Source organism: Sphingopyxis sp. SCN 67-31 (genome assembly GCF_001725095.1).
This window is the reverse complement of the sequence record NZ_MEFH01000016.1, coordinates 60,208-74,203: the sequence shown is the minus strand read 5'-3', so window position 1 is coordinate 74,203 and position 13,996 is coordinate 60,208. Positions and strand designations below refer to the sequence as shown.

The window sequence follows — 13,996 nt, the reverse complement described above, 5'->3', positions numbered from 1 at the left end:
CGTTACCTGGCTCATATCCGTCCTTAAGCTCGCTCACACGAGCACGCTTATGAGCGCGCGAAACCTCAACCTACAACACGGCCCTCACCGGACGGGTACTCAAACCCGACCGCGACCTCTGGATCAGCGCCGCGGGCGCCGATGCGATCACCGTCACGCGCCAGAAATCGACGACCTATTGGGAACGGATCGGCCCGCTGCTGTTCGAACAGGTCACCGGCGCGCGTGCGGGCGGCCCTTATGAACAATTGCGCTTTTATGGCGAGGACGGACGCTGGCGCTTGTCCTTCTCCTCGCAGCCCCACGTCGCCTATCATCGGGTTCAGCCCTGACCGATCGGGGCCGCGCACGTCCAAACAGGACAGAATCTAAATCGCGACCTGGCTGCCCAGTTCGACGACGCGGTTGGTCGGTAGGCGGAAATATTCCATCGCGCTTTCCGAATTGCGCAGCATCCACGCGAACAGTTTCTCGCGCCAGATCGGCATGCCGGGCTTGCTCGCCGCGATCAGCGTCTGGCGCGACAGGAAGAAGCTGGTCTCGATCATCCGGAATTCGCCGCCGCAACTGGTGACGCGCTTCAGCGCCGCGGGCACGTCGACGGGCTGCATGAAGCCATAGTTCAGCACCAGCCGGTGGAAGCCCTTGCCCAGATCCTCGAGCAGGCAGGAATTCTCCTCCTTCACGAAGGGCACGTCGGCGATCTTGACCGTCAGCAGGATGATCCGTTCGTGCAGCACCTTGTTGTGCTTGAGGTTGTGGAGCAGCGCGTGCGGCACCCCGTCGGCGGTGGAGGTCATGAACACCGCGGTGCCGGGGACACGCGTCGCGCTGTCGGCGGCGGACTTCACGAACACCGGGATCGGCATCGCGCCTTCGGCCATCCGCTGCTGCATCAGCTTGCGCCCGCGCGACCAGGTGGTAAGCATGGTGAAGATGCTGAGGCCGATCGCCAGCGGCACCCAGCCGCCGTCGGGAACCTTGATCAGGTTGGCGGCGAAATAGGCGATGTCGACGACGAAGAACAGCACGAGCAGCGGCACCGCCTTCCACGCCGGCCACTTCCACAGCATGAACAGCACGACGCACATCAGACAGGTGTCGATGAACATCGCGCCGGTCACCGCAATGCCATAGGCCGCGGCAAGATTGCTCGACGATCCGAAGAAGAGGACGAGGATGATGACCATCGTCATCAGGAACCAGTTCACGACCGGGATATAGATCTGCCCCGCCGCAGAAGCGCTGGTATGTTCGACGCGCAGGCGCGGGATGAAACCGAGCTGGATCGCCTGCTGGGTCAGGGAGAAGGCGCCGGAGATCACCGCCTGGCTGGCGATGATCGTGGCGGCGATCGCCAGCATCACGACGGGAATGCGCCAGCCTTCGGGCATCATCAGGAAGAAGGGATCCTGGATCAGCCCGAGCCGCTGTCCCAGATCGGCCTCGAGCACCATCGCCCCCTGCCCCATATAGTTGAGCATCAGCGCCGGCAGCACGAAGCAGAGCCACGACAGGCCGATCGGCGCGCGGCCGAAATGGCCCATGTCGGCATAGAGCGCCTCTGCCCCCGTCACCGCGAGGACGACCGCGCCGAGCGCGATGAAGGCGGTGAACCCGTCGTAATAGAAGAATTTCAGCGCATTGATCGGGTTGATCGTGTGCAGGATGATCGACGGATGATCGACGATATGCGTCACGCCCAGCACCGCGAGCATCAGGAAATAGGCGAGCATGATCGGGCCGAACAGCGCCCCGACCTTTGCCGTCCCGCGCGATTGCAGCGCGAAGATGCCGATCAGGATCGCCAGCGCGATCGGCACGATATAAGGCTCGAACCCCTCGTTGACATAGCTCAGCCCCTCGGTCGCCGAGAGCACCGACATAGCGGGGGTGATCATGCTGTCGCCATAGAAGAGCGCGGTCGCGAACACCCCCAGCAGCACGATCGGCCAGGTCCAGCGCGCCTCGCCCGACGAGCGGCTGATCAGCGCCAGCAGCGCGAGGCTGCCGCCCTCGCCCTTGTTGTCGGCCTTCATGATCGTCAGCACATATTTGAAGGTGACGACCAGCATCATCGACCAGAAGACCAGGCTGAGCACGCCATAGATGTGCAGCCGGTCGGCGTCGATCGAATGATGCCCGGCGAAAGTTTCGCGAAACGCGTAGAGCGGGCTGGTGCCGATGTCGCCGAAAACGACGCCGATCGCGCCGACGGCCAGCTTGATCCGGCCGTCGCCGGCGTGCCCGTGCGGCGCGTGGCCGGCACCCGCGTCTCCTTCGACGGCCATGCCGGTCATCCCCGCCGCCTGTTGCGACTCAGCAGTCATGCCGCCGCCTTTGGACGAGCCCGTTGCGGTCGAATAGCATCGAAATCACGGCCCGTTCCCGGCTTCGGACGGCAGCTGCGGCCCCATCGCGCGGCGCAGCTGGTCCAGCCGCATTTCGAGGTCGGCGCGCCACGGCGCATCGGCCGGCGAGCGGGCGAGAAGCCCGCTCCACACCGCATCGGCCCCGCGCAGGTCGCCGCTCTGCGCCATCGCGAGCCCGGCGAAGAAGGGCGGCGCCGGGTGGGTCGGATCGCGCTTCGCCGCCTCGTCGAAGGCAAGCGCGGCGGCGGGCGACATCATCCCGCCGCCGTGCGCGACGAGCGCGTTGCCCAGCCCAACCCACAGGTCGACATTGTCGGGATATTTCTGCAGCCCTTTCTCGAGCGTTTGCGCCGCCAGCGCGGTCTTGCCGGTGCGCGCGAAGCCGTCCGACATCGCGAGCCACTGCGCGGCGGGGCCGAAGCGGTCGGCCATCCCCTGCCGCCGGTCGGTGATCGCCTCGCCGAATCCGTCGGGCTCCTCGGGCGCCGCCACCGGCTTGCCCGGCAGCGCCGGGCTGCCCTGCAACGCATAGCCCGCGAGCCCCAGCATCACCGCCGCCGCCGCGAGCGGCCGCGCCGCGGCGGGCACCCGGCCGAACCAGGCGATTCCCCCGGCCGTCACCGCCGCGACGAGCAGGAGCCACAGCCAGATCACGCCTCGCCCCCCTCTTCATCCGTACCGCGGCGGAAACGGCCGAAGGCCAGCCAGCCGCCGAGCGCGAGGAACAGCAGCGGCCCCAGCCACAACAGCGCGGTCGCGGCGTCGAAGGGCGGGTCATAGCTGACCCAATTGCCGTAGCGCGCGATCAGCCAGGTGCGGATCGCATCGGGGCTTTCGCCCGCGGCGATCTTGCTGCGCACTTCGTGCCGCATGTCGCCGGCCAGCGGCGCGTCGCTGTCGGCGATCGACTGGCCCTGGCAGACGAGGCAGCGCAGCGTTTCCATCAGCGCCTTCGCCTGCGCCTCCTGCGCGGGGTCGGCGAGCTGCTGATAGGCATAGGGCGCGGGCGGCAGGCGGTCCTGCGCCATGGCGGGGAACGCGAAAAGCGCCGCCAGCAGCAGCAGCAGACGGGCGCTCATTTCATCGCCTCCAGCCTGGCGACGATCTCGGGCACATTCTCGGCAAGGATCACGCCCTGAATCTGCTCGCGGATGATGCCCTTGCCGTCGATCAGGAAGGTTTCGGGCACCCCCGACGATCCGAGCGCGATCTGGACGCTGCTCTGCATGTCGGCACCGATGCGGTCGAACGGATTGCCGTTCTCGCGCAGGAAGGCCGCGACATCCTCCGGCCGGTCGCGGATCGCGATGCCGTCGATCGGCACCCCCGCCGCCTTCAGCGCTTCGAGCTGCGGCGCCTCGGCGCGGCAGGGGATGCACCAGCTTGCGAAGACGTTGACCAGCCGCGGCCGCCCGTCGGCGAGCTGGCTGCTCCTCAGCCCCTCGACCCCCGCGGTCGCGGGCGGCAGGTCGAACAGCGGCATCGGCTTGTCGATCCACTGCGACCGGATCAGCGTGTCGTTGGGCGTCACCAGCCGATAGACGAAGGCGCCGAACAGCAGCCCCATGATCGCCAGCGGAACGAACAGCACCCAGCGCGACCTCATGCGAACCGCTCCTGTTTCCTGCGCGCGCGCCGGGCGCGCCATAGCGCGAGCAACTGCGCGCGGCCGAGCAGCGCCAGCGTCCCGCCGACGGCGATCAGCCCTCCGCCCAGCCATATCCACCACACCAGCGGTTTCCACCACAGCCGAAGCTGGTAGCGGTCGGCGCGGCCGTCGGCATCGGTCACCGGCTGCCCCAGCACCGCATAAAGCTGCCCCCCCGGCCGCGTCAGCAACGCCGCCTCGTTCGTCTCGGTCGGCGGCGTGCCCATCAGCCCGGGAAAGGTCCGCGCCGCCGGGCGCATCGTGAAGCTGTCGCCCGAAGACGTCGTGGCGACGAGCGTGCCCTCGATCGCGGTGTAATTCGGCCCGGCGACCGGCTGCACGCCGACGAATTTCACCGCGAAATCACCGACTTTGACCGTCTCGCCCGGCGCCGCCGCGACGAGCCGTTCCTTGATGAAGGCGCTTTCGGCGGCCATTCCCGCCAGCGCGACCGCGACGCCGAAATGCGCGATCACCATTCCCCAGGTCGGCAACGGCGTGCGGCGCAGGTTGCGGCCCCACAGCGGGGCGAGGCTCGCCACGCCGACGACCGCCGCGACCGTCATGCCGAGCAGCGGCAGCACGCCGACATGGCCGCCGAACAGGACGAGCCCGAACAGCACCGCCGCCCCGGCCAGCACCGCCGCGGGCAAGCGCGACCACAGCTTCCGGCCGTCGTCGCGGCGCCAGTTGAGCAGCGGCCCCGCCACCATGACGAGGCAGAGGATCAGCGCCAGCGGCCCGGCGACGCGATTGTAATAGGGCGGCCCGATCGAAATCTTCTCCCCCATCGCCTCTGCGACGATCGGGTAGAGCGTGCCGAGCAGCACCAGCGCGAGGATGGTGGTGAGCAGCAGATTGTTGATGACGAGCGAGCCTTCACGGCTGAGCAGCGCGAATTTCTTGCCCTCGGCGACCGCCCCGGCGCGAAAGGCGAAAAGCGTCAGCGCGCCGCCGATGTAGAGCGCCATCAGCACGAGCAGGAAGGTGCCGCGTTCGGGATCGACGGCGAAGCTGTGGACGCTGGTGAGCAGGCCGGAGCGCACGATGAAGGTGCCGACCATCGACATGGAGAAGGCGATCACCGCGAGCATCACCGTCCAGGCGCGCAGCGCGTTGCGCGTCGCGGTGACGCTGACCGAATGGAGCAGCGCCGCGCCCGCGAGCCACGGGATCAGCGACACATTTTCGACCGGATCCCAGAACCACCAGCCGCCCCAGCCGAGTTCGTAATAGGCCCAATAGCTGCCCGCGGTGATTCCCAGCGTCAGGAAGATCCAGCTCCCCAACACCCATGGCCGCATCGCGCGCGCGAAGGCCGGCCCGATCTCGCGCGTCACCAGCGCGCCGACCGCGAAGCTGAACGCGACCGACAGGCCGACATAGCCGATGTAGAGCGTCGGCGGGTGGAAGGCGAGGCCGGGATCCTGGAGCAGCGGATTGAGCCCCTGCCCATCGGGCGGCGCGACGGGCAGCCGCTTGAACGGGTTCGACGAAAACAGCAGGAAGGCGAAGAAGCCGAGGCTGAGCGCCGCCTGCGCCGCGAGCGTCGCGATCAGCGTATCCTCGCGCAGCCGCTTCTCGAACAGCGCGACAAGCGCGCCCGACAGGCCGAGGATCGTCAGCCACAGCAGCATCGATCCTTCGTGATTGCCCCACGCGCCCGCGACCTTGAACAGCATCGGTTTCAGGCTGTGGCTGTTGCGCGCGACCAGTTCGACCGACATGTCGGACCGCACGAACAGCGCGATCAGCACGCCGAAGGCCGCGGCGGTCAGCGCACCCTGCGCGACGCTGGCCGGGCGCACCAGCGCCGCGAGTTCGCCCTTGCCGCTGCGCAGATAGACGATCGCCGCGACCAGCGACAGGCAGGCCAGCGCCGCCGCGATCCACAACAGGGCCAGGCCGAGTTCGGCGATCATCGCGCCGGCCCGCCTGTCCGAAGCTCGTCGTTGCGAGGAGTGCAGCGACGAAGCGATCTCCCGCCATCGCCATGGCAGGCCGCATGCCGGAGATTGCTTCGCTCCGCTCGCAATGACGGGATTCGAGAGACCCTCATGCCGCCGGCGCCGCTTTCCCGGTCTTGGGCGGGTGGCTCATCTGCGGCGGGACATAGCGCTCGTCATGCTTGGCGAGGATGCGGTCGGCGACGAAGACGCCGTCGGCGCGCATCCGGCCGTCGGCAATCATCCCCGAATCCTCGGCGAACAGGTCGGGGACGATGCCCTTGTATTCGACCGGCACCGACGCTTCGCCATCGGTGGCGACGAAACGGATCGTCAGCCCGTCGGGCTGCCGCCGGAGACTGCCCGACGCGACCATGCCGCCGAGCCGCATCGCCTCGCCGGTGGCGGCGGCGCCCGCCGCAACCTCCGTCGGCGTGCGGAAATAGGCCGCCTCGTCGCGCAGCGCGCTCGCGGCGAGCACCCCGGCCCCCGCGACGCCGACCAGCGCGACCAGCGCCAGGATCAATCGTTGATGCTTCGCTTTCATGTCCGATCCCTGCGTAGCGCGTCGCTGCGGCGTTCGGCCTTGCGCATCGCGCGCCAGCTATGCCCCAGCACCGCCGCGATCAACAGCGCGGTCAGCGCATAGGCGGCGACGACATAGGCCCATTGGCCGCTTCCGCTGATGACCCCGGTCACACCCCGCTCCCTTCGTCGTCGGCGAGCCGCCGCAGCCGCGCCGCGACGCGGTTGTCGGCGATGATCCGCCGCATCCGCATCAGCACGATCGCCCCGAACAGGAACGAAAAACCCAGCAAGGTCAAGCCCAGCGGCCACAGCAGCGCACCGTCGATGCTCGATCCGCGCACCGTGATGCTCGGTCCCTGGTGCAGGCTGTTCCACCACACGACGCTGCGGTTGATGATCGGGATGTTGATCGCCCCGACCAGCGCATAGACGGCGGCGCCGCGCGACAGCGATCCGCCCTGCCGCTGGCCCCCATTCCCACCGGCATCGCCCATCGTCAGCGCGATGAAGCCCGCATAGAGAAAGAGGAGGACGAGCATCGAGGTCATCCGCCCGTCCCATTCCCACCAGGTTCCCCACGTCGGCTTGCCCCAGATCGACCCGGTCGCGAGGCAGAGCGCGGTGAACAGCATCCCCGGCACCGCGATGGCGCGCGCCGCGATCCCCGCGAGCGGGTGGCGCCAGACGAGCTGCACGAGCCCGCTGACCGCGAGCGCGGTCCACCCCCCCATGCCGAGCCATGCGGCGGGGACATGGACATAGAGAATCCGCGCGGTCTCACCCTGCTTCGCCTCGCCGGGAACCACCGCCAGCCCAGCCCAGGCCCCGGCAAGCAACAGCACGACGCCAAGCCCCAGCAGCCACGGCGTCAGCGGACGCGCGATCGCCAGAAAACGGGTCGGATTGGCATAGGCGTGCATGGCGCGCGAAGCCTTAGGCGAGCCGGCAACGCCGGTCCAGCCTGTAGGTGGCCGCGGCGGCCGATTTGCTCGCTATGCGCGCCGCTTTCGCTGCCGCGCCGAAGCCGTTCCGGTCCGGCCATGAAGATCAAGGCGCGGGCCACCTGTGTCAAATTTGCAACAATTCCGACAAAAGCACGGAAAATCAGCCCGATTCTTCAAACCATGGGTGGAAACCGCCCGCCTCCCTCCCAATCTGGCAGCGGATCGGGCCCGACGGACCCGCAACGACAGGGGAAAACCATGCGTACCACTCAGCTCTCCACTCAGCTCTCCACCTTCGCCCTCGCCGCCGCGCTCGTCGCGGGCGGCTGGACCACGCCCGGCTTCGCGCAAGAGGGGGCCGACGAAGCCGCCGACAGCGCGACGATCATCGTCACCGGCACGCGCCGCACCGACCGCACCGTCGCCGACAGCACGGTGCCGATCGACGTCATTTCGAGCGATTCGCTCCAGAACAGCGGTTCGACCGAAACCAACCGCCTGCTGGGCCAACTCGTCCCCTCGTTCAACTTCCCGCAGCCGTCGCTGACCGACGGCACCGACTCGCTGCGCCCGGCGACGCTGCGCGGTCTTGCGCCCGACCAGGTGCTCGTGCTGGTCAACGGCAAGCGCCGCCACCTGTCGTCGCTGCTCAACCTCAACGGTTCGGTCGGCCGCGGTTCGGCGGGTGTCGACATGAACACGATTCCGCCGCTCGCGATCGAGCGGATCGAGGTGCTGCGCGACGGCGCCGCCTCGCAATATGGCTCCGACGCGATCGCGGGCGTCATCAACGTCCAGCTCAAGAAGAGCGTCGGCGGCCGCGCGCAGATCAGCTACGGCAAATATATCACGACGATGGAGGATGTGGAGCAGGTCGCGAACGTGCTGCCGACCACCGGCGCGTCGGACAATCCGGCGATCAGCTTCACCGGCAAGGACCGCAAGCGCCGCGACGGCGAAACCTATACCATGGCGACCAACATCGGCCTGCCGGTCGGCGACAGCGGCTATCTGAACTTCACCGCCGAATATAAGGACCGCTCGCCGACGAACCGCTCGGGCGCCGACCTGCGCCGCAACTATGCGGCGGCCGGCGATCCGCGCGAAGTGACGATCGACCGTTACTGGCACCGTTTCGGCGACGGCGAATCGAAGGACATGAACTTCTTCTACAACGCCGGCATGGACGTGGGCGCCGATTGGGAGCTCTACAGCTTCGGCAGCTATGGCGTGCGCGACGGCAATGGCGCGGGCTTCTATCGCCGCGCGCTCGACCCGCGCAACGCCGACTGGGACAATGGCGGCGCGCCGATCTACGCCGACGGCTATCTGCCCTATATCACCAGCGAAATCCGCGACATCGCCTTCACCGGCGGGCTGCGCGGCATGGCGGGCGGCTGGAACCTCGACCTGTCGTTCGGCTATGGCTCGAACCGCCTCGACTATGGCGTGGAGAACACCGTCAACGTCTCGCTCGGCGGCAATCACAGCCCGCGCAAGTTCGACGCGGGCGGCATGCGCTATGGCCAGATGGCGGTGAACTTCGACGCCCAGCGCGACCTCGACCTCGGCTTCGGCGATACGTCGCTGGCGCTTGGCGCCGAGTGGCGGAACGAGAATTACAAGATCGTCGCGGGCGAACCGGCCAGCTATGCAGTCGGCCCCTATTTCTACACCAACGGCGCCGGTGTCGGGTCGCAGGTGTTCGGCGGCTTCATGCCCAGCTCGGCGGTCGACAAGTCGCGCGACAGCTTCGCGGGATATGTCGAGCTCGACGCCGACCTCAGCGACATGTTCAACGTGCAGGCTGCTGGCCGCTATGAGCATTTCTCCGATTTCGGCGATACGGTGAACGGCAAGCTGGCGGCGCGCTTCGAGCCCGTCGACGGCCTCGCCCTGCGCGGATCGGTCTCGACCGGCTTCCGTGCCCCGGGCATGGCGCAGCAGTATTTCTCGACCACCTCGACGATCAGCCAGGGCGGAACGCTGGTCGAAGTCGGCACCTTCCCCGTCTCGTCGCCGATCGCGATCGCGCTCGGCGCGCAGCCGCTCAAGCCCGAAAAGTCGGTCAACTTCGGCGGCGGCCTGGTGTTCGACATGGTGCCGGGGCTGAACGTGACGGTCGATTACTACCGGATCAAGATCAAGGACCGCATCACGCTGACCGAGACGCTGTCGGGAGCGGACGTCCTGGCGCTTCTGCAGGCCGCCAATGTTCCGGGAACGTCGGCGCGCTTCTTCGTCAACGGCGTCGACACGCGTACGCAGGGTCTCGACATCGTCGGCAGCTATCGCGTTCCCGATTTCGGTCTCGGCACGCTGCGCCTGAACGTCGGCTATAATCTGAACGACACCAAGATCACCGATCGCCGCGTCTTCAGCGCCTTCACCGCGCAGCGCCTGTTCGCGCGGCAGGAATCGCTGCGTCTGACCGACGGTCAGCCGAGCAACAAGTTCAACGCCGGACTGACGTGGGACATCGGCAAGTTCGGCATGACGCTGAACGCCAATCGCTACGGCAAGGTGTTCCTGCCCGACAGCGTGACGGCCGTGGCGGCCGACGGCAACCCCGTCACGCTCAACAATCCCGCGATCCGCGACGACATCCGCATCGCGGCGGGCGACGCGCCGGGCGACATCACGCTGTCGCCGAAGTGGGTGGTCGATCTGGAAGTCCGCTTCCGCCCGGTCCAGCCGGTGCAGATCGCGGTCGGCGCGAACAACCTGCTCGACGAATATCCCGACCGCCTGCCCTTCGGGCTGGTGAACGGGGTCGATTATGGCGCGAACAACAGCTTCCTGCCCTATTCGTCCTTCTCGCCGTTCGGGTTCAGCGGGCGCTTCGTCTATGGGCGCGTGTCGGTCGATTTCTGACCGCGCGGCCGGATGGAAAATCGGCGAGGCCGGGAGCTATGCTTCCGGCCTCGTCCATATCCAGCTTCCGGTGACGGCGGCGGCGATCACCGGTGCCATCACCCACGGCCATGGCGAAAAGATCGCCGCCAGCACGATGCTGAACGCAAAGGCCGCGGTCGCGGCGAGCTTGCCCCGGCGGCTGATCGCGCCCTTTTCGCGCCACGCGACGATGTGATGGCCGAAGCGCGGATGCGTGATCAGCCAGCTTTCGAGCCGCGGCGACGAGCGCGCGAAGCAGAAGGCGGCCAGAATGACGAAGGGCACCGTCGGCAGCAGCGGCAGGAAGGCGCCCAGCGCCCCGAGGCCCAACGAAGCCCAGCCGCTGACAAGAAAGAAATGCCGCTTCATCGCGCGCTGGCTTAGCGGAAATCATAGGCCGCGCCAGCCGGCAATCGTCGCCCAGCGAAAGCCGGGGCCGCTATCGGCATGGCGTAACGGTTGCAAGCGGCTCCGGCTTTCGCTGGGGCGGCGTTGGTCTATCCGCGTCCGATCAGCGCCTGCGCCATACGGTCGGCGACGTCCGACGCGGGGGTGCCGCTGGTCCGGCTCTCGGCCCAGATATCCGCGAGCCGTCCCGGAATCTGCCCGATGCGGCGCTCGACTTCTTCATGGCTGCCCTGCCCCAGATATTCGAGCGCGACGTTGATGATGCCGCCGGCGTTGATCACATAGTCGGGCGCATAGACGATGCCGCGATCGTGCAGGCGCTGGCCGTCGGCCTCGGTCGCGAGCTGGTTGTTCGCGGCGCCCGCGACGATCGACACCTTCAGTTTCCCGATGCTCTCCTCGGTCAGGATCGCGCCGAGCGCATTGGGGCTCAGCACGTCGGCCTCGACCTCCATGATCGCCGCCGAATCGGCGAGGTCGGCGCCCAGTTCCTCGGCAAGCGCCTTCGCGCGGGCGAGGTCGACGTCGGCCAGCGTCAGCACCGCGCCCTCGGCCGCCAGCCGCCGCGCGACCCCGGCGCCGACGCTGCCGACGCCCTGCACCGCGACGCGGACGCCGCTGGCGCTGTCGGCGCCCAGTCTTTCGCGAATCGCCGCCTTGATGCCCAGATAGACGCCGAGCGCGGTCAGCGGACTCGGGTTGCCGCCCACCTTGTCGCCAGCCGCCGGAAGGCCGCTGACATGGCGTGTCGCGCGCGCGATCTCGACCATGTCGGCGACCGACATGCCGACATCCTCCGCCGTGACATAGGCGCCGCCGAGCGATTCGACCGCACGGCCGAAGGCCGCGAGCAGTTCGGGGCTCTTCGCCTGCCCTTCCTCGGCCAGGATCACACCCTTGCCGCCGCCCAGCGGCAGGCCCGCCATCGCATTCTTGTAGCTCATGCCGCGCGACAGCCGCAGCGCATCGACGATGGCATCGGCCTTGTCGGGATAACGCCAGTATCGCACTCCACCAGCACCGGGGCCGAGATGCGTCGAATGCACCGCAACGACCGCCGTCAGGCCGCTCGTCCGATCGCGGAACATATGGACATGTTCATGATCGTCGAAATCGGCAAAATCCCAGACGGCGGACATGGCAGAACCTCATATTCAAAAATTGCGCACACGCGTAATAAAGAAACAGAGGTGTAAAGTCACGCCGTTTTGCGCCCGAGGGCGCGCGGTCGGCTCACATATCGGCCATCGCGCGCCGGGCAGCCATGCGCCGGGCATGATCGCCGAACTTTTCGCTGCCATAGGCCAGAGCCGAGATGCCGTTGACCTTCCACGGCTTGCAAAGTTTGCAACCGGCCCGCTGGTTTCGGGATCTGCCGCGTTTGTGATGCATGCGAAGTCTCCCCGACGACCGCCGGAACACCCGTCCGCAACCGTGAAAGCGGGTTCATTTGAACCTTAGGCTTCCGGTGCTTTTCGAGCTAAGTTCTTGAAAAGCTGGGGCGACCGATGGGACTTGAACCCACGACCCCCGGTACCACAAACCGGTGCTCTAACCAACTGAGCTACGATCGCCACATGCCGGGCGTAACGCCATCGACAGCGCGCGGCGATAGGCGGGGGACCGCTGTTCGTCAAGCATTGTTCGCGGGCGCCGCGGCCGGTAAAAGCCGCGGCATGGCTGGAAACGAGCATGTCGACATGGCGACCTCCGGCGCCGACCGCACCGCCGAGCGGCTGGCCGCGGTGCCCGGCATCCGGCGCGCGCCGAGCCCGAAGCTCGCGCAGTTCATGCTGCCGCATTTCCTGGATGCCGAAACCTGCGCCGCGCTGGTCGAGCGGATCGATGCGGGGGCGCATCCCTCGACCATCGCCGACCCCAATGGCGACACGGCGTTTCGCACCAGTTCGACCTGCGACCTCAATCATCGCGACCCGCTGGTCGCCGCGGTCAACCGGCGACTCCACGATCTCACCGGCATCGCGCCCGAATATGGCGAGCCGCTGCAGGGCCAGCGCTACGACGTCGGCGAGGAGTTCAAGGCGCACACCGACTATTTCGATCCGCACGGTGCCGATTGGGAAACCTTCTGCGCGGTGCCCGGCCAGCGCAGCTGGACGCTGATGATCTACCTCAACGAACCCGCGGCGGGCGGCGCGACGCGCTTCCTCGCCACCGGCAAGCTGCACCAGCCCGAAACCGGCAAGCTGCTCGCGTGGAACAATGTCCGCGCCGACGGCACCCCGAACCCCGACACGCTCCACCACGGGATGAAGGTGCGCAAGGGACGCAAATATATCATCACCAAATGGTTCCGCGAGCGGCCGTGGCCGTGGACGGACGGGGAACTGGGCTGACCGCCGAACAGCAGGGCCCGCCCGATCCGGAACCGCTTGCCCGAACCGGCGTTGAAAGAGCGTTCGGCAATCGCCGAAAGCCTTTCGCCCGCGCAGCGTCGCGGGTGCCATGATGGGAGGGTGGAATGACCGCACGAGCAGCCGTCCGCAGCACGGCGAAACGCAAACCGGAACAGCAGGCCAAGAGCGAGGCGATCGCGAAAGCCCGGGCGGTCGCGCCCGACGTGGCGGCGCGCATCGGCAGCACGCCGCGGACGAAATTCCGCGGCGACGCCGACATATTCGGCCGCCTGGTCGAGGATCACGACCGCCACCGCGCGCTGCTGGCGATGATCGAGGAGACCGAGGGCAAGTCGCCCGACCGCCAGCGACTGTTCCGCGAATTGACCAAGGAGCTGAAGGCGCATGCGGCGGCCGAGGAGCAGGCGCTGTGGTCGAGCGTGCTGCGCGATCCCGAGACCACCGACTTCGCGCGCCACGCGATCGCCGAGCACAAGGAGATCGACGACATGCTCGCCGACCTCGCCGCGCGCGACATGGCGTCGTCCGGCTGGCTGCGGCGGTTTGCGGGATTGAAGGACGAATATCTCCACCATATCCGCGAAGAGGAGCAGGATCAGTTCGTCGCCGCCGAGGCGCATCTGAGCGCCACCGACGTCCGCTACATGCGCCGCGTCTTCAACCGCCGGAAGCGCGAGGAAAAGGCGGCCGCCAGGATCGAGCGGAAGATCAAGCTCAAGGACTGACGCATCGCGGCGGCGTTGCGCAGGATTTTCCGGCTACGCCCCTCCCCTCGTATATCCGCCAGCAAGTGCGGTCCTGCTCCCCGGCGTAAGCCGGGGTCCACGCGGAGGTAGCGCTACCCTTTCTGGACCCCGGCTTTCGCCGGGGAACGAGG

General features: G+C 67.6%; 13 protein-coding genes and 1 tRNA gene. 3 read left to right on the top strand and 11 right to left on the bottom strand.

Annotated features, from left to right (window positions below; all coding sequences use genetic code 11):
• Nucleotides 1-368: 368 nt before the first annotated feature.
• From ABS88_RS02735 to ccmC, 8 genes are all read right to left on the bottom strand, one after another.
• A complete protein-coding gene (locus ABS88_RS02735; RefSeq protein ID WP_067110093.1) occupies nucleotides 369-2,300 on the bottom strand; it encodes a potassium transporter Kup in 1,932 nt (643 codons plus the stop codon).
• Nucleotides 2,301-2,375: 75 nt separating this feature from the next.
• Nucleotides 2,376-3,026 carry a tetratricopeptide repeat protein gene (locus tag ABS88_RS02730; RefSeq protein WP_076075795.1) on the bottom strand — a complete coding sequence of 217 codons (651 nt, stop codon included), beginning with the start codon at nucleotides 3,024-3,026 and terminating at the stop codon, nucleotides 2,376-2,378.
• Nucleotides 3,023-3,451 (bottom strand): cytochrome c-type biogenesis protein, encoded by a 429-nt coding sequence (locus tag ABS88_RS02725; protein ID WP_076075797.1) that lies wholly within the window; start codon nucleotides 3,449-3,451, stop codon nucleotides 3,023-3,025. Before ABS88_RS02725 ends, ABS88_RS02730 begins: the two co-directional genes overlap by 4 nt.
• Nucleotides 3,448-3,978 carry a DsbE family thiol:disulfide interchange protein gene (locus ABS88_RS02720; RefSeq protein ID WP_076077927.1) on the bottom strand — a complete coding sequence of 177 codons (531 nt, stop codon included), beginning with the start codon at nucleotides 3,976-3,978 and terminating at the stop codon, nucleotides 3,448-3,450. Before ABS88_RS02720 ends, ABS88_RS02725 begins: the two co-directional genes overlap by 4 nt.
• Entirely contained in the window at nucleotides 3,975-5,942 is a 1,968-nt protein-coding gene (locus tag ABS88_RS02715; protein WP_076075800.1) for a heme lyase CcmF/NrfE family subunit, read from the bottom strand. The genes ABS88_RS02720 and ABS88_RS02715 overlap by 4 nt, the downstream gene beginning before the upstream one ends.
• A 133-nt stretch (nucleotides 5,943-6,075) precedes the next feature.
• Nucleotides 6,076-6,513 carry a cytochrome c maturation protein CcmE gene (ccmE, locus tag ABS88_RS02710; RefSeq protein ID WP_076075802.1) on the bottom strand — a complete coding sequence of 146 codons (438 nt, stop codon included), beginning with the start codon at nucleotides 6,511-6,513 and terminating at the stop codon, nucleotides 6,076-6,078.
• A complete protein-coding gene (gene ccmD / locus ABS88_RS02705) occupies nucleotides 6,510-6,665 on the bottom strand; it encodes a heme exporter protein CcmD (RefSeq protein ID WP_076075805.1) in 156 nt (51 codons plus the stop codon). Before ccmD ends, ccmE begins: the two co-directional genes overlap by 4 nt.
• Nucleotides 6,662-7,414 carry a heme ABC transporter permease CcmC gene (ccmC, locus tag ABS88_RS02700; RefSeq protein ID WP_076075807.1) on the bottom strand — a complete coding sequence of 251 codons (753 nt, stop codon included), beginning with the start codon at nucleotides 7,412-7,414 and terminating at the stop codon, nucleotides 6,662-6,664. Before ccmC ends, ccmD begins: the two co-directional genes overlap by 4 nt.
• A gap of 282 nt (nucleotides 7,415-7,696) precedes the next feature.
• Here ccmC and ABS88_RS02695 point away from each other — a divergent pair, with 282 nt between their 5' ends.
• On the top strand, nucleotides 7,697-10,312 hold the full coding sequence (locus ABS88_RS02695; protein ID WP_286748993.1) for a TonB-dependent receptor plug domain-containing protein: 2,616 nt from the start codon (nucleotides 7,697-7,699) through the stop codon (nucleotides 10,310-10,312).
• Nucleotides 10,313-10,348: 36 nt separating this feature from the next.
• On the opposite strand, the gene ABS88_RS02690 is transcribed toward ABS88_RS02695, so the two are convergent.
• The 3 genes from ABS88_RS02690 to ABS88_RS02680 all read right to left on the bottom strand — a co-directional run bounded on the left by ABS88_RS02690 (nucleotide 10,349) and on the right by ABS88_RS02680 (nucleotide 12,315).
• Nucleotides 10,349-10,702, bottom strand: coding sequence for a YbaN family protein (locus ABS88_RS02690; RefSeq protein ID WP_067110067.1), 354 nt, complete (start codon nucleotides 10,700-10,702; stop codon nucleotides 10,349-10,351).
• 128 nt (nucleotides 10,703-10,830) lie between these two features.
• Nucleotides 10,831-11,880 carry a Glu/Leu/Phe/Val family dehydrogenase gene (locus ABS88_RS02685; RefSeq protein WP_076075809.1) on the bottom strand — a complete coding sequence of 350 codons (1,050 nt, stop codon included), beginning with the start codon at nucleotides 11,878-11,880 and terminating at the stop codon, nucleotides 10,831-10,833.
• Between the two features lie 358 nt (nucleotides 11,881-12,238).
• Nucleotides 12,239-12,315: transfer RNA gene (locus tag ABS88_RS02680), tRNA-His, on the bottom strand.
• 102 nt (nucleotides 12,316-12,417) lie between these two features.
• Between ABS88_RS02680 and ABS88_RS02675 the strand changes: the two genes are divergently transcribed.
• Together ABS88_RS02675 and ABS88_RS02670 are read left to right on the top strand one after the other, a co-directional pair.
• A complete protein-coding gene (locus ABS88_RS02675; RefSeq protein WP_234002618.1) occupies nucleotides 12,418-13,098 on the top strand; it encodes a prolyl hydroxylase family protein in 681 nt (226 codons plus the stop codon).
• 125 nt (nucleotides 13,099-13,223) lie between these two features.
• Nucleotides 13,224-13,844, top strand: coding sequence for a hemerythrin domain-containing protein (locus ABS88_RS02670; protein ID WP_353745038.1), 621 nt, complete (start codon nucleotides 13,224-13,226; stop codon nucleotides 13,842-13,844).
• The last annotated feature ends 152 nt before the right edge of the window (nucleotides 13,845-13,996 follow it).